At 41.7% G+C, this 13125-nt stretch carries 19 protein-coding genes and 1 pseudogene; 14 read left to right on the top strand and 6 right to left on the bottom strand.

Annotated elements, in window-relative coordinates; translation table 11 throughout:
- Window positions 1–11 precede the first annotated feature (11 nt).
- Both ACFIM8_RS06030 and ACFIM8_RS06035 read left to right on the top strand, forming a co-directional pair.
- Window positions 12–1358 (top strand): Bgr_08870 family protein, encoded by a 1347-nt coding sequence (locus ACFIM8_RS06030; protein ID WP_375614640.1) that lies wholly within the window; start codon window positions 12–14, stop codon window positions 1356–1358.
- A 9-nt stretch (window positions 1359–1367) separates the two neighbouring features.
- Window positions 1368–1619, top strand: coding sequence for a hypothetical protein (locus ACFIM8_RS06035; protein ID WP_375614641.1), 252 nt, complete (start codon window positions 1368–1370; stop codon window positions 1617–1619).
- On the opposite strand, the gene ACFIM8_RS06040 is transcribed toward ACFIM8_RS06035, so the two are convergent.
- Complete coding sequence (locus ACFIM8_RS06040; RefSeq protein WP_375614642.1) at window positions 1616–1909, bottom strand: type II toxin-antitoxin system HigA family antitoxin; 294 nt, start codon at window positions 1907–1909, stop codon at window positions 1616–1618. The genes ACFIM8_RS06035 and ACFIM8_RS06040 overlap by 4 nt on opposite strands.
- A 153-nt stretch (window positions 1910–2062) precedes the next feature.
- Between ACFIM8_RS06040 and ACFIM8_RS06045 the strand changes: the two genes are divergently transcribed.
- The gene (locus ACFIM8_RS06045) at window positions 2063–2359 is read left to right on the top strand and encodes a HigA family addiction module antitoxin (RefSeq protein WP_375614643.1); all 297 of its coding nucleotides are present in this window, start codon (window positions 2063–2065) and stop codon (window positions 2357–2359) included.
- 9 nt (window positions 2360–2368) lie between these two features.
- Here ACFIM8_RS06045 and ACFIM8_RS06050 read toward each other — a convergent pair whose 3' ends face one another.
- The 3 genes from ACFIM8_RS06050 to ACFIM8_RS06060 form a co-directional block, all read right to left on the bottom strand.
- Window positions 2369–2755 (bottom strand): hypothetical protein, encoded by a 387-nt coding sequence (locus ACFIM8_RS06050; protein ID WP_375614644.1) that lies wholly within the window; start codon window positions 2753–2755, stop codon window positions 2369–2371.
- On the bottom strand, window positions 2748–2999 hold the full coding sequence (locus ACFIM8_RS06055; RefSeq protein ID WP_375607138.1) for a type II toxin-antitoxin system prevent-host-death family antitoxin: 252 nt from the start codon (window positions 2997–2999) through the stop codon (window positions 2748–2750). The genes ACFIM8_RS06050 and ACFIM8_RS06055 overlap by 8 nt, the downstream gene beginning before the upstream one ends.
- A 121-nt stretch (window positions 3000–3120) precedes the next feature.
- Complete coding sequence (locus tag ACFIM8_RS06060; protein ID WP_375614645.1) at window positions 3121–3639, bottom strand: Rha family transcriptional regulator; 519 nt, start codon at window positions 3637–3639, stop codon at window positions 3121–3123.
- 354 nt (window positions 3640–3993) lie between these two features.
- Here ACFIM8_RS06060 and ACFIM8_RS06065 point away from each other — a divergent pair, with 354 nt between their 5' ends.
- The 11 genes and pseudogenes from ACFIM8_RS06065 to ACFIM8_RS06115 all read left to right on the top strand — a co-directional run bounded on the left by ACFIM8_RS06065 (window position 3994) and on the right by ACFIM8_RS06115 (window position 12400).
- Window positions 3994–5385 (top strand): phage tail sheath subtilisin-like domain-containing protein, encoded by a 1392-nt coding sequence (locus ACFIM8_RS06065; RefSeq protein ID WP_375614646.1) that lies wholly within the window; start codon window positions 3994–3996, stop codon window positions 5383–5385.
- Window positions 5385–5891, top strand: a complete 507-nt coding sequence (locus ACFIM8_RS06070) for a phage major tail tube protein (RefSeq protein WP_375608785.1) — start codon at window positions 5385–5387, stop codon at window positions 5889–5891. The genes ACFIM8_RS06065 and ACFIM8_RS06070 overlap by 1 nt, the downstream gene beginning before the upstream one ends.
- 2 nt (window positions 5892–5893) lie before the next feature.
- A complete protein-coding gene (locus tag ACFIM8_RS06075) occupies window positions 5894–6181 on the top strand; it encodes a phage tail assembly protein (protein WP_375614647.1) in 288 nt (95 codons plus the stop codon).
- Window positions 6182–6228: 47 nt separating this feature from the next.
- Window positions 6229–6291 carry a hypothetical protein gene (locus ACFIM8_RS06080; RefSeq protein WP_375609601.1) on the top strand — a complete coding sequence of 21 codons (63 nt, stop codon included), beginning with the start codon at window positions 6229–6231 and terminating at the stop codon, window positions 6289–6291.
- The gene (locus ACFIM8_RS06085; RefSeq protein WP_375614648.1) at window positions 6288–8357 is read left to right on the top strand and encodes a phage tail tape measure protein; all 2070 of its coding nucleotides are present in this window, start codon (window positions 6288–6290) and stop codon (window positions 8355–8357) included. Before ACFIM8_RS06080 ends, ACFIM8_RS06085 begins: the two co-directional genes overlap by 4 nt.
- 5 nt (window positions 8358–8362) lie before the next feature.
- Window positions 8363–8743, top strand: a complete 381-nt coding sequence (locus ACFIM8_RS06090; protein ID WP_375607132.1) for a phage tail protein — start codon at window positions 8363–8365, stop codon at window positions 8741–8743.
- Complete coding sequence (locus ACFIM8_RS06095) at window positions 8740–8964, top strand: tail protein X (protein WP_039760481.1); 225 nt, start codon at window positions 8740–8742, stop codon at window positions 8962–8964. The genes ACFIM8_RS06090 and ACFIM8_RS06095 overlap by 4 nt, the downstream gene beginning before the upstream one ends.
- Complete coding sequence (locus ACFIM8_RS06100) at window positions 8961–10268, top strand: contractile injection system protein, VgrG/Pvc8 family (RefSeq protein ID WP_375614649.1); 1308 nt, start codon at window positions 8961–8963, stop codon at window positions 10266–10268. The genes ACFIM8_RS06095 and ACFIM8_RS06100 overlap by 4 nt, the downstream gene beginning before the upstream one ends.
- Window positions 10269–10581: 313 nt before the next feature.
- Window positions 10582–11109 (top strand): annotated as a pseudogene (locus ACFIM8_RS06105) (Rha family transcriptional regulator); the annotation flags it as partial.
- Between the two features lie 287 nt (window positions 11110–11396).
- Window positions 11397–12125 carry a phage antirepressor KilAC domain-containing protein gene (locus ACFIM8_RS06110; protein ID WP_375614650.1) on the top strand — a complete coding sequence of 243 codons (729 nt, stop codon included), beginning with the start codon at window positions 11397–11399 and terminating at the stop codon, window positions 12123–12125.
- Window positions 12122–12400: a hypothetical protein gene (locus ACFIM8_RS06115; RefSeq protein ID WP_375614651.1), complete on the top strand. Its 279-nt coding sequence runs from the start codon at window positions 12122–12124 to the stop codon at window positions 12398–12400. The genes ACFIM8_RS06110 and ACFIM8_RS06115 overlap by 4 nt, the downstream gene beginning before the upstream one ends.
- Before the next feature lie 43 nt (window positions 12401–12443).
- Here the strand turns inward: ACFIM8_RS06115 and ACFIM8_RS06120 are convergent, their stop codons facing one another.
- Entirely contained in the window at window positions 12444–12764 is a 321-nt protein-coding gene (locus tag ACFIM8_RS06120; RefSeq protein ID WP_011180241.1) for an addiction module antidote protein, read from the bottom strand.
- Complete coding sequence (locus tag ACFIM8_RS06125) at window positions 12751–13053, bottom strand: type II toxin-antitoxin system RelE/ParE family toxin (RefSeq protein WP_212113015.1); 303 nt, start codon at window positions 13051–13053, stop codon at window positions 12751–12753. Before ACFIM8_RS06125 ends, ACFIM8_RS06120 begins: the two co-directional genes overlap by 14 nt.
- Between the last annotated feature and the right edge of the window lie 72 nt (window positions 13054–13125).

Genomic DNA, 13125 nt, shown 5'->3' on the forward strand with positions numbered 1-13125 from the left:
GAAAAACAGACATGACCAAGACAAAAAAGCTACAAATGGAATTGCCACAAGAAGGGCGTTTTATCAGTTCTGAATTCCCAATCTTGCGGGAAAACCTCACCAAGATTGATCAGGCACTAGCGGATGTTGAGGAAAAGCTAGAGAGCAAAGCGTCTACAAAGCATATGCATAGCATAAGCGAAGTCACAGACCTTGAAGCGGCTCTCAAAGGCAAAATGGCAGCAGACAAAACTTTCACTTTTGCCGATTTACGCGATATTGAAGGTGCACAGGATGCGGCTAACAATTATGTTCTCTACAAATCAAGCAATAACAACTTCACCTTTGGTAGTGCTGTCTCACTATTAGGAGCACACCAGCATAGAATTGATGATATTGTGGGTTTAGATGAATTTAGAGCCAAGCTTAACGAAGGTCTGACCAGTTATGGGCGCCTACAACAAGCCAATGAATGGCAAGGTTATAATAAGTTTACCAGCAAAGTCACCATGAGTGGTGATGTGGAACTCATAGGCAGTTCGTCGCTTAGCCTCATACACAATAACAAAGTGGTGACAAGTTTAAGCGCAACGGGAAGCACGTTGAAAGGACCGCTTAAAGTCGATGGAGAAGCTGTTTATACGAAAAGTGAAATAGATAAATTGATAGCTTTATTAAACAAAAAACCACTCGAAATTTTGATGACAGAAAGTGGTCCAGCCCCCATACCTGATGGTGTTACCGATAACACTAATATTGAAGTATGGGCATGGGGTGGTGGAGGTGGTGGCGGTAATTATAAAGGCGGCGGCGGTGGTGGAGGCGGTTGCGTACACATGAAAATAAAAGGCTCACATCTCAAAAATTCAATAACCGGAAGTCCAAGAAGAGTTGTCATTGGTCGCGGTGGTAAAGGTTTTTATACCGGTCAACCCAAGGATACTGCTGGTTCTGGTGGTTTTACATGTGCTTTAGACTTTATAACAGCAGGTGGTGGCGGTGGTGGCGCTGTTAACGGACATAATAGCACGGGCTCTTCTGGTGGCGTTCAAGGAGATTCACGTGGTGGTTATGGAGGTTATTATTCATCCAATAGCAGCAGTTCAAATGGAAGTGATGCTACTTTTAATGGCGGCGGCGGTGGTAGCTATGGAGAAAAATCAGGGGCTGGTGGAAATGGTGGCGACTCTATTTTTGGCGGCGGTGGCGGTGCTAGTGGTGATGGCACCGCACAGGGAGGTTTCAGTGGAAAAGGAGGGAAAGGAGGAAGAAGTTACAACAATAAATCTGGTGGGGGTGGTGGCTATTTCCCAGGACAAATTGGTAGCGACGGCGGTGATGGCGGGAATGGCGCTGTATTGTTTAGATTTTTTATATAGGAGTTTTTCATGGAATATGCAGTTGTTGAAAATGGTGTGGTAACAAATATTATTGTAGCCTCAGAAGATTATGTTCACGCCTTTGATGGTGAAGCGATCCCCTCAAGTGAAGCACAAATTGGCTGGACTTATAAGGACGGAGTGTTTTCTCCTCCCGTTGTTGATGAAAACACAAAACAGCTCTCATCTACTGAAATGGCAGAAATAGACGCACCCGTAGAGCTCATAAAAGAACCACAAGAGAAAGATAATCAAGTCTAGGCTATTAGGCTTTCTAGTGGAATATTGAACTGTTGGTGCAAGTTTTTAATCATGCGCAGTGTTAATTTTCTTTTACCACTCAAGATTTCATAAACGCGATTTAAATGACCAATCGCAGGAACAAGATCTTTAGCACTTAAGTTCATTTGTTCCATTCTAAATTTAATAGCCTCAATAGGATGAGGAGGAGAAACAGGATAGTGCTCTGCTTCATACGCTTCAATCAACAATACAAGAACCTCCATTTGATCAAATTCTGGAGTATTCTCTTTAGGTTGATTGTCAAACATCGTAGACACAATCTCTAAAGCTTCTTGATAATCTCTCTCTCTGTACGAATTGGTTTGATATTCATTTCTTAAATTCCTTTAAATAACACAACATTGATAACATACTATCTAAATTGTAATAGTCTTTAAAATTAATTGTAAAGGAAACTATCTATGACCACACGTAATCATAATCGCTGCCCTACTCATCCAGGAGAAGTTTTAGCTGAATCCTTAGAACATTTAAATGCAAGCAAAACCGAAATTGCTAGGATTCTTCAAATATCACGCCAGCACTTGCACGGAATCCTTAAAGGAGAACGTCCAGTTACAGCCGTAACAGCAGCTCGCATTGGTAAATTGTTAGGAAATGGACCAGCCCTCTGGCTACAGCTTCAAGCCAATTATGATGCTTGGCATGCAGAGCGTGAAACAGATGTTAGCAAAGTTCCGACACTCCATACTGCTTAATTGTATAACTCAGTCTCTAGAAACTTTTCCAAGTGGTTTTATTGTTTTAACTTCTTTAATTTTAAGTGCAATTTTACGCATGAAAGAAAGACTAAAACGCCCTTGAGGTTTTAAATCTTCAAAGTCAAACAAAGATTCGCAAGAAACAACATTAAATTCATCAACACGTACCCAAGATTGCTTTTGCAACCCCACACGTTTACATTCTATCTCAGGTACTTTTAAGCTAAATTGCAAATTAATAGGTTCTTGAGAAGTGATAGGAAACAAAAAGAAATGGCTTTCAGTTTTAACCATAACACAAGAAGGACGCGCTTTACGTCCCAAATGTTCACCTTTTTGCGCTTGTTCGTGCCATAAATAATAATATTGAACAACATCCCCTGCTTTAAACATGTTCATCACTATTCAAAATGTCATCTAAACCACGATCTAAATCGTCTAATATATTTTGCGGTGCATCTGCGTAAACAAAAGATTGTACACTAGAACGGGATTTTATTAATTCATGATATAAATCAACAGGAAGCATAATGATTTTTTCACGCCCTCGTTTTGTCAAAGCGACAGGTGTAGACATAGCCTCATCTAAAATATCGCCTGCCCCGCGGTTTACATCTGTAAAACTATATTTTTTCATATGCACATCCTATCTTTAATGTATAATACGTATTATACGTACAATATGTATTATGTAAAGATATTTTACGGCATTAACTACCTCCCCGCCTCAAGGCGAGGAGATGAGTCATGTTTTTTACTTAAGCAGCTTTTACAATAGTTTTTCCTAAAACTTGCTTGGCTTCTTCAACAAGCGTTTTATAATGTTTGCTCTCTTCTACTAACGTAAAGGCTCTAACAAGATGCATGTGAAGCGGTCCATAAATATAAACAGCCTTTTCAGTCGCTCCCATTTCATCCCAGTTACTTGGAAAATCAAACCGTGTATCGCGGTCATTATCCATTAACTTGTTTTTTAAATCATAAAAAGCTTTAACAAGGGCTTTTTTAAATGCACGCACCATATCATTGTTGCGCATATAGGTCATGAGTAGAGTTGCTTGCGGTTCATTAAGGATAGCAACTTCTCTCTTTTGTCTTCCGCCTTTTGTCCCAAAGGGTGAGATTTCAAATCCAACCCTTCCAAATTCTTCAAAGTCTTCAATGTTTTGACGTACCAGCTTTATAACTGTAGCGTGGCTATTCCCCACACCACCGGCAATTTTTAAAGAGGTTGTGACAGCAATACCAGCATTGTTGATTGTCACTAAATTGTTCATGGTGAACTCCTTGTTGATTAATGTTTGTTAATGACACTCAATGAAGAATGCCGGGTGCTAACAAACACGGCAACAAGCCCGTCGTTATGCCTTCCCCTAAAAGGGTATTGTATAGCATAACCACACCCGACAACACTATTATACGCTACGCGCATATAATGAGTCAAAGTCTTTAGTCTGCGGAAGATTAGTTATTTCGGCAACCAATCCGCTTGTTGTTTTAAGGTGTTTGTTAGGCACCTTTGTATGAATCTAACGGTTTTAAACATTTTGTCAAGTCGCTCGCAAGAACGGCTTTCGCCTCTCATTTTTTCCATTCATTTCATTAGCCAATATTTCAAAGGAGCATAAAGTATGGCAACAGGTTTTTTACACGGTGTTGAAGTCGTTGAAGTTGACGACGGCACCCGCCCCCTTCGCGCGGTTCAGTCTGCCGTTATCGGAATTGTTGGCACAGCACCCGATGCCGATGAACGAGCATTCCCCCTCAACACACCAGTTTTGGTAGCCGGCTCTCTTTCACAAACCGCAAAACTGGATACAACAGGTAAACGACGCGGCACTTTACCCAATGCCCTTGATCTTATTTTCAAGCAAGTGGGTGCCATTGTTGTTGTCGTACGCGTGCAAGAAGGTGACAACGAAAATGCAACACTCACTAATATTCTAGGGGGTGTGAACGCAAATGGTGCTTATGAAGGCGTCCATGCTTTGATTGGAGCACAATCCATTGTGGGACAAACACCACGCATTCTCATCGCTTCAGGCTTTACACACAAACGCCCTATCAGTCTTAGCAAGATTGATGTGACGAACCAAGGAAGTGGTTACACTCAAGCAACAGTTAAAATTGCCGGCGGTGCAGAAGCAGAAGCAATCCTGAAAGATGGAAAAGTAACTTCTGTTGTCATTAAGAACGGTGGCTTTGATTATCACAGCGCCCCAAATGTGACGATTGAAGGAGATGGCACTGGAGCGACAGCCAAAGCCGAAATCAGTGCAACCTCTAATCCTGTAGCAGCAGAACTGATTGGCATTGCAGAGCGTTTGCGCGCCATTGTGGTGCTTGATGCACCCAACACAACAGATGAAGCAGCTCTTAGCACAGCAAAGGATTTTGATTCAAAACGCGCCATTCTCATTGACCCGTTTGTAAAGGTAAATCGTGATGGAAAAATCATAGAACAGCCGGCAAGTGCAGCGGTTGCTGGTGTCATTGCCAAAACAGATTTTGACAACGGTTTTTGGCATTCTCCTTCCAATAAAGTGATCAATGGCATTGTGGGAACTGCACGCCCTATTGATTTTTCCATTGGGGACAGATCGAGCCGTGCCAACCTTCTCAATGAACAAAATATCACAACAATTATCCGTGAAAACGGCTATCGCCTCTGGGGCAATCGCACACTCTCAAGCGATACAAAATTTGCTTTCTTATCGGTGGTGCGCACCGCAGATATGATCAATGATGCTATTTTGCGCGGACATCTATGGGCTGTCGACCGCAATATCAAAAAAACCTACATGAATGATGTCAGTGAAAGCGTCAATGCCTATTTGCGTGATTTAAAAGCACAAGGCGCCATTCTTGGTGGGCGCTGTACGCCTGATCTAGAGCTTAATACAGCAAGCGCCATTGAGAGCGGCAAAGTCTATTTCAATGTCGAATTCACCCCCACAACACCTGCAGAACATATCACGTTCCGTTCACGCATTGTGAATGATTACTTAGAGGAGATCTTTTAATGACCGTACCTGTTTTACCCAGAGTCTTGAAATATTTTAATATTTTTGTCGATGGTATTCCCTATCAGGCAAAATGTGAAAGTGTCACCCTACCGAATTTGAGTTTGGTTGTTGAAAGTTATCGCGGCGGTGGCATGGATAGCTCCATTGAAGTTGACCTTGGTCTTGAAACCCTCACGCTTAGCATGACCATTTCTGATTGCTCTCCAGAGTTGATGGCACTGTTAGGGCGCACCGATGTCAACATCTCATTGCGCAGTTCAATGCAAGCTCAAGGCACCCCCGCAGAAGGTGTTGTCATTACCATGAGAGGGCTTTGCAAAGGCTTTGAAATGGCAGAATGGCAACCGGGAGGAAAAGCAACTTCTACGGCTACATTCACATTGCAGTATTTCAAATATGTCCAGAAGGACGTTGAAATCGTTGAGATAGACGTCCTCAACTTGGTGAGAAAATTCAATGGTGTCAATCAACTCGCAGACCATAGAAACAATTTAGGATTATAAAAATGACACTACAAAAAAATGTTACATATCAATTGCTTGAACCTCTCACATTTGAAGGAAAAGAGCACACCACAATTACCTTACGGCGCCCCAAAACAAAAGATTTGCAAGCAATCGACAAAAAAGAAGGTATAGAGCAAACAATCACTATGATCGCACGCCTTTCTGAATGGCCGCATGAGGTTATCAGCGAACTCGACATCAATGATTTGACAAATATTGGAGAGATCTTGGAGTCTTTTATCAAACGGCGGGATACCTCGACTGGGAAACCGCCGCAAAACTCATAGCCGATATTACCATTGTGTTCCATTGGTCCCTTTCAGACATGATGGAAATGGAACCACAAGAACTCATATTCTGGCGAAACCAAGCAGCAGAAAGGTGTAAGACAAAATGAGTGAAAAAGTTGCTGATGCAAAGGTAAAATTGTCTCTTGAAGATAAACTCACGGCACCTCTCAAACGTGTTCAAAAACAATTCGATACATTGTCAAAAACACTCTCACATAGTTTGGGTATTCCGCGCTTTTCTGCTGCTGTCAAAAACATGACAAAAAGCCTTCATGGCGTTCAAAGTGCTCTTGGAGTGGCGGCAAGTCGTGCTTCAGTCTTTACCGGTGTCTTAGGGCTTGCCGGGGGTGGTCTTGTGGCAAGTGTGACCGCCCTCACCATGAAAACCATGCATCTGGGAGATAGTCTTTATCACGCATCACACCATTTAAATATGAGTGTTACGGCACTTCAATTATGGGGTGATGCAGCCGATAATTCAGGCACTTCTGCCGAACTTTTTCAACAATCCTTAGCGGTTTTAAATAGGCGTTCGGCACAAGCCTATGCTGGACAAAAAAGAGGCATGATGGGTTTTGAAGCGCTTGGCATTTCTGTCAAAAACACTTCTGGAAAACTCAAATCCACTTCTGTCTTGTTAGAAGAAATTACCGACAAGATGAGTAAGATGAAAAGCCAAGCACAAAGACAGCATATTGCCGCTCTGCTGTTTGGGGGTGATGGTAAAGAAATGGCGACCATGCTTGCACAAGGCATGGCGCCTATCAAAGAACTGTTTGCAAAGGCCCGGAAAGGAAAATGGCTCATAGGCGCCGATGTTGCACGCTATGCAGCAGATTTGAGTGATAAGCTTGGTGCTTTTAAGAAAAAAATAGGCGGTATCGCGAGCTTTATTGGCGCCCGTTTTATGCCCGTCATCAATGATATGATCGACGGTTTTTCAAAGTTGATTGATGAAAACCGTGATCTCATTCAAACAACCGTTGCGAGTTGGGCAAAGACCTTAAAAAAAGTCCTTAATGATTTGCTTAATCCTACCTCTGATTTAAGAAAAAGCATCAGTGATCTCACAGAGAGGATTAAAGGCTGGTTCCAATGGCTAGAGCCATTGATTGGTGAAATAACCCTCTTTAAGGTGGGGCTTGTAGCTCTTGGTTCCTTCATTTTTGGTCCACTCATTGCCGCATTAGCAGCCGTGGGAACAGCGTTTGTTAGCCTTGGTATCACAATTATGACGACCCCCATAGGCTGGTTAATGGGTGGCATTGCAGCGCTCTTTGTCCTCTATCAATATTGGGACAAACTCAATGGTTGGGTAGCAGCATCTTTAGCCGCGGTTGGGGCAGTTCTTGTAGCGTCACTTATTCCAGCAATAACCGCCGTTGGTTCTGCTTTTATATCGCTTGGTATTGCCATCATGACAACCCCCATAGGCTGGATAATGGCTGGTATTGCAGCTCTTGTTGCTGCCGGATATCTGCTCTACAAACATTGGGATACAGTCATAAGCTTTATAAGCAAGTTATGGGATTCTTTTTACAGCTTATGTAGTAATGTTTTCAATAACCTCTTGACGTTCTTTAAAAACTTTTCACCACTCTCTTGGATTTCGAAAAAAATCAATGAACTCATTGAATGGCTGTTTGGTGTCGATTTAATGGAAGTAGGCTCCAATCTTATTAATGGGCTTTGGGACGGCATCAAAAGCAAATGGAATGCTCTGTCTGAATGGCTTAGCGGCATGATGAGTAAATTAACCAGTTGGATGCCTAATTGGATGAAAGAAAAGTTAGGGTTTAATGTCTCAATAGACAAAACTTCAACGAAGACCATTAAAACCTTTACCGAAGAAACTAATACACGGGCAAAAAGAATGCTGGATACAGCAGTGGTTACAAATACCCCCCCTGAAAAACGCAAAAGTGGCTTTAATACAAGCGTAGTCGAAACAGGACAAATGCAGGCTACAAATGCAAAAGTGGGCGCCTTCAAAGCTCCCAAGCCCATTACCGTTCATAAGCCGGTAGAAGTAGATGCCCGCGTGATGATTTCAAATTTAAATATTTCTGTCCCCAATGGTCTCAAGGACGAAATCAGAGACGCAGTCAATCAAGCCCTTGAACGCTATGCCAAGCAGCAACGCTTGGCTATAGCCTCTAGCCTTTCGGATTAAGCGCCATGATGTTAGCTTTGGGTGGTTTTATCTTTTCCATTGAAACAGCTGCTTATCAAACCCTTGACATGTCTTATGGCATTCCATGGGTCGAGCAAGGGCGATTGGGGCGCAAAGCAGCGCTTCAATTGCCTGCTGTGGCAAATGCGGAATTTTCTTTAACCGGTGTGATCTATCCAGATTTTAAAGGCGGTCACGGACAAATCGAGTATTTGCGACAAATGGCGCATAATGGTCCTCATATCCTTGTAACCGGTCAGGGGAAAATTTTAGGCAAGTTTGTTATCCTTTCTGTAGAGGAAAAACAAAGCATTTTTCACTATAACGGGTCCCCCAAAAAACAAGAATTTACGATAAAGTTGAGAGAATATGGTGAAGAGCTATGAGTGATCTTTACGTAACAAAAGAAGGTGATATGGTTGATGCCATTTGCTGGAGATACTATGCCAAGGGTCAACAAGCCCTTGCTGTTGAACGCGTTTATGCAGCGAATTTTGGTCTTGCAGACTATGGACCCATTTTAAAAGCAGGCATCACAATCGTTTTGCCAACCCTCCCCTATCCTAAAGCCACACCGGTGATTAGAATTTGGGGTAGCCAGTCATGAAACCTTTTTGCACAGTGATGGCAAATGGAGAGGACATCACAAGAACGCTGATGGACTATGTTTTGTCGATTGAAATTACCGATGAAGCAGAAGACAAAAGTGACCGCATTACCATAGAGCTTGATGACCGCGCCCGTGACAGTGATAACGGCTTTCTCGATATTCCTCTCATCGGAACAATCATTTCTGTCACACTTGGCTATGAAGGCGGCAAAAACCGCGATATGGGAGCCTATCTGATTGATGAAATCTCTGTAAGCAGCCCGCCTCAAAGCCTAAGCGTGACCGGACGCGCCGCCTCTATGAATACGTCTTATAGAACACCCAAAAGCCAATCCTATCACCAACAAACCCTTGGCAGTATTGTTCAAGAGATAGCAGAGCGCAATGGCTATACACCAAAAGTTGACCCTGCTCTTGCTAAAATTGTTGTGCGTCACATTGATCAAACTTCTGAAAGCGATATGGCTTTTGCCACGCGCCTTGCAGAAGACTATGATGCGGTAGCAAAACCCGTTGATGGCAAGCTTGTTTTGGCTAGACGGGGGGAAGGCAAAGCCATCACTGGTGAAACACTCCCCGTTGTTATTATCCATGAAAAACTCTGTACCTCTTGGGATTTTAAATACAGTGCGCGTGATGAAGCAGGAGCAGCAAACGGCTTAGCAACAGAGGCAGGAGATGATCAAAAAGCCGCCGCTGATGCACGAGAACCAGAAGAAGTTGAAGAAGGCGAAGATGTTATCCATATGGATGAAAATGACGCCCCCAATTTGTCTAAAGTAGAGACAGCAGCCGAAACATCTGAAGAACAAGAACAAGAAGAAGAGAAAAAAGGCGGTGTTATCGCAAGCTATCATGATATTCGCACTGGTGAAAAAAAGGAAGTCAAAGTTGGTAAAGCACCGTTTCATGAACTCAAATATACCTACCACAATCAATCAGAAGCTGTTGCAGCCATTGCGGCTTATCGCAATAAATCATCGCGTGGGAAATCTTCTTTCTCATGTGATATTGGTGGTGATCCCTTTGTACAAGCGGAAGCAAAGCTTGTTCAGGAGCCCCCTTTCCGCCCCTATATTCCAGCAGAATGGCGCATCAAAAGCGTTAAACACAAACTTGATAAAACGGGTGGTTACACCACAAAAATAGAGTGCGAACTTTTTGATGAAGCCCAAGAAGACACAGCTGGAAACGTTGCAAACACTACACCAGACAAGGACGATACCCTTGATCCAAACGCTCCACCAAACGCATGCAACGAAGGCGAAGGCGTTATCCATATGGACGAGGAAGACAGATAAGTCAAATTAGAAAAAATGTAAGAAAATCTCGAAAGCAGCTTGACATTGTGGCGACAATATGAATAATCGAATCAGGTGCCTAACAAACACCTTAAATGCATAGCGGATGGATTGCCGACACAATCTCTTCTCCGCACATTAAAGACTTTGACTCATTGTATGCGTGTGGCATATAATGACTTTGTCGGGTGTAGTTGCGCTATACAATACTCTCACGAGGAAAGCGTAACGACGGACTATGCACCGTGTTTGTTAGCGCCCGGCACTCTTTATGGAGTGTCATTAACAAACGTCTAACTGCATAGGAGTTCACATGAACACTCTTATAGAAATTAAAGAAGGTACCTCTAGTGGAGCTACCATTCAAACTATGTCTAGCATTGAAATTGCGGAGGTGTGTAGTAAGCAGCATAAGAATGTTATGCGCGATATCAAGCAAATATTTAACGAGCTCAAATTTGAGCCGGTTGATTTTATCGGCACTTACGTTGATGCAAAAGGTGAAAGCCGCCCTTGTTATAACTTACCTAAGCGTGAATGTTTAATTCTCGTATCTGGTTACAGTACTGCTTTACGTGCTAAAATCATTGACCGTTGGCAAGAATTGGAAAGACAAATAACAACACCACAAGTTGACTATTCCAAACCCGAAGCATTACTTGGTGTTTTGAATCACTTACAAAGTCAAATTGAGCAGAAAGATCATGTTATTGCAGAATTAGCACCAAAAGCAGAGGCACTTGAGGGTCTAAAACGTTCTGATGGTCTGTTTGGTCTTATCGAAGCAGCAAAGATGTTAGAGGTACGACCAAAGGATTTAGCTGATTACTTTTATAAAAACATTACATTGCCACTTGACAATATTGCGACAATATGAATAATCGAATCAGGTGCCTAAGAAACACCTTGATAGCAAGCGGATTGATTGTCGAAATAATCAGTTTTCCGCACATTAAAAAGCTTTGACTCATTGTATGTTACACGCATATAATGACTTTGTCGGGTGTAGTTACGCTATAAAATACCCTTTTGGGAAAAGCATAACGGCGGACTTGCTACCGTGTTTCTTAACACCCGACACTCTTGTAGAGTGTCAATAAGAAACCTCTAAGTAGCAAGGAGTTCTTTATGAACAATCTCATAGAAACTAAAGAAAGCACTGCTAATAGTGCTACCACTCGGACTATGTCTAGTCGTGAAATTGCTGATTTGTGTAAAAAGCAGCACGCACATATTATGCGTGATATCAAGAAAATGCTTGAAGAACTTAACGGCTCCAAATTTGGATTGGTTGATTTTATCGGTACTTACGTTGATGCAAAAGGTGAAAGCCGCCCTTGTTATAACTTACCTAAGCGTGAATGTTTAATTCTCGTATCTGGTTACAGTACTGCTTTACGTGCTAAAATCATTGACCGTTGGCAAGAATTGGAAAGACAAATAACAACACCACAAGTTGACTATTCCAAACCCGAAGCATTACTTGGTGTTTTGAATCACTTACAAAGTCAAATTGAGCAGAAAGATCATGTTATTGCAGAATTAGCTCCAAAAGCTGAAGCTTTGGAAGGTCTAAAGCGTTCTGATGGTTTGTTTGGTCTTATTGAAGCAGCGAAAATGTTGGAGGTGCGACCAAAGGATTTAACTGATTACTTGCGTAAACATGATTGGGTCTATCGACGAGCTCCAGGAGCACCTCTGTTACCTTATCAGGATAAAATCAAGAAAGGCTTTATGGACTGCCCTGCTATTACCATTCAAAGACCGGATGGTACAGAAAAGGTGCTTCCTTCAACGAAAATCACATCTAGAGGATTGGCATGTTTAAGAGAACAAATCCATGGAGGTGTGCAATGAAGATAGATACCAACTTCTTATGCGATTTATGGATAGCATTATCTCAATTTTCTAATGATGAAAATGTGAGCGACAAAGATTGTACTGCTCTGGTTGACACTATGAGTGTAATAGAAAAGGTTTTGATTTTAAAACTTCAGAATGAGGTTCCAAGTATGCTTAAAATCTTAACAGTTCTAACAGATTTTGGAGCTTCCGAACTGCCACATAGCATGGATTCTTTGTTGAAAGCTTACGAACCAAATTTAGAGAACCCTATTAGAAAAGTTGCTTAAGTAAAATATATGCCCCTTTCCCACTTCAAAGGTGGGGAGGTGGTTAAGATGCTTCTTCTAAAGCTTTCTGCTCCTTACAATTCTTTTGAATAGGTGTTAAACTCATTTGCAAATCTAAAGCACTCAAAACACTAAGAAAAGTAGAAAGGCGTGGATCACCTTTATCGCTTAAAGAACGATAAAGAGACTCTCTTGATAGCCCTGTATTTTGGGCGATTTTACTCATTCCTTGGTTTTTCGCTATTATACCAAGAGCATGGGCAAGATACTTACTATCTTTGCTTTCAAGAGCATCTTCTAAAAGAATCCTTTGTGTCTCAGGTGTCTTGAAATATTCACTTGTGTCAAATTTAGTAATTTCCATGTTTCATTTCCTTTACTAATTGAAGAGCTTTTTCGATATCTTTTTGTTGTGTAGATTTATCACCCGCATTTAATAACAAAATGATTTGTTTACCTTGTTTTACAAAATAGATTCTATAGCCAGGACCATGATGTATTTTTAACTCTCCAATTCCACGGAAAAATTTTACATTTCCAAGAAATCCCGTTTCTATTCTTGCTATCCGTTTAACAATATGCGCTTGCGCAATCTCATCTTTTAAAGAATCTAGCCATTTTATAAAATGCTCTGTTTTGTATACTGTAAACATTTGTAACTTATAAGATACAATTATTACAATGTCAAATACATTCTTTTGTTCCAATGAAAAAGCGACATGAAG

Origin of the sequence: Bartonella sp. AC535YNZD, assembly GCF_042196625.1 — a bacterium.
Classification (GTDB): Bacteria; Pseudomonadota; Alphaproteobacteria; order Rhizobiales; family Rhizobiaceae; genus Bartonella.

What these genes read in the sequence shown, in the direction of transcription:
- ACFIM8_RS06030 (WP_375614640.1), top strand. Translation starts at nt 12, where the DNA reads ATGACCAAGACAAAAAAGCTACAAATGGAATTGCCACAAGAAGGGCGT.
- ACFIM8_RS06035 (WP_375614641.1), top strand. Translation starts at nt 1,368, where the DNA reads ATGGAATATGCAGTTGTTGAAAATGGTGTGGTAACAAATATTATTGTA.
- ACFIM8_RS06040 (WP_375614642.1), bottom strand. Translation starts at nt 1,909, where the DNA reads ATGTTTGACAATCAACCTAAAGAGAATACTCCAGAATTTGATCAAATG.
- ACFIM8_RS06045 (WP_375614643.1), top strand. Translation starts at nt 2,063, where the DNA reads ATGACCACACGTAATCATAATCGCTGCCCTACTCATCCAGGAGAAGTT.
- ACFIM8_RS06050 (WP_375614644.1), bottom strand. Translation starts at nt 2,755, where the DNA reads ATGTTTAAAGCAGGGGATGTTGTTCAATATTATTATTTATGGCACGAA.
- ACFIM8_RS06055 (WP_375607138.1), bottom strand. Translation starts at nt 2,999, where the DNA reads ATGAAAAAATATAGTTTTACAGATGTAAACCGCGGGGCAGGCGATATT.
- ACFIM8_RS06060 (WP_375614645.1), bottom strand. Translation starts at nt 3,639, where the DNA reads ATGAACAATTTAGTGACAATCAACAATGCTGGTATTGCTGTCACAACC.
- ACFIM8_RS06065 (WP_375614646.1), top strand. Translation starts at nt 3,994, where the DNA reads ATGGCAACAGGTTTTTTACACGGTGTTGAAGTCGTTGAAGTTGACGAC.
- ACFIM8_RS06070 (WP_375608785.1), top strand. Translation starts at nt 5,385, where the DNA reads ATGACCGTACCTGTTTTACCCAGAGTCTTGAAATATTTTAATATTTTT.
- ACFIM8_RS06075 (WP_375614647.1), top strand. Translation starts at nt 5,894, where the DNA reads ATGACACTACAAAAAAATGTTACATATCAATTGCTTGAACCTCTCACA.
- ACFIM8_RS06085 (WP_375614648.1), top strand. Translation starts at nt 6,288, where the DNA reads ATGAGTGAAAAAGTTGCTGATGCAAAGGTAAAATTGTCTCTTGAAGAT.
- ACFIM8_RS06090 (WP_375607132.1), top strand. Translation starts at nt 8,363, where the DNA reads ATGATGTTAGCTTTGGGTGGTTTTATCTTTTCCATTGAAACAGCTGCT.
- ACFIM8_RS06095 (WP_039760481.1), top strand. Translation starts at nt 8,740, where the DNA reads ATGAGTGATCTTTACGTAACAAAAGAAGGTGATATGGTTGATGCCATT.
- ACFIM8_RS06100 (WP_375614649.1), top strand. Translation starts at nt 8,961, where the DNA reads ATGAAACCTTTTTGCACAGTGATGGCAAATGGAGAGGACATCACAAGA.
- ACFIM8_RS06110 (WP_375614650.1), top strand. Translation starts at nt 11,397, where the DNA reads ATGAACAATCTCATAGAAACTAAAGAAAGCACTGCTAATAGTGCTACC.
- ACFIM8_RS06115 (WP_375614651.1), top strand. Translation starts at nt 12,122, where the DNA reads ATGAAGATAGATACCAACTTCTTATGCGATTTATGGATAGCATTATCT.
- ACFIM8_RS06120 (WP_011180241.1), bottom strand. Translation starts at nt 12,764, where the DNA reads ATGGAAATTACTAAATTTGACACAAGTGAATATTTCAAGACACCTGAG.
- ACFIM8_RS06125 (WP_212113015.1), bottom strand. Translation starts at nt 13,053, where the DNA reads ATGTTTACAGTATACAAAACAGAGCATTTTATAAAATGGCTAGATTCT.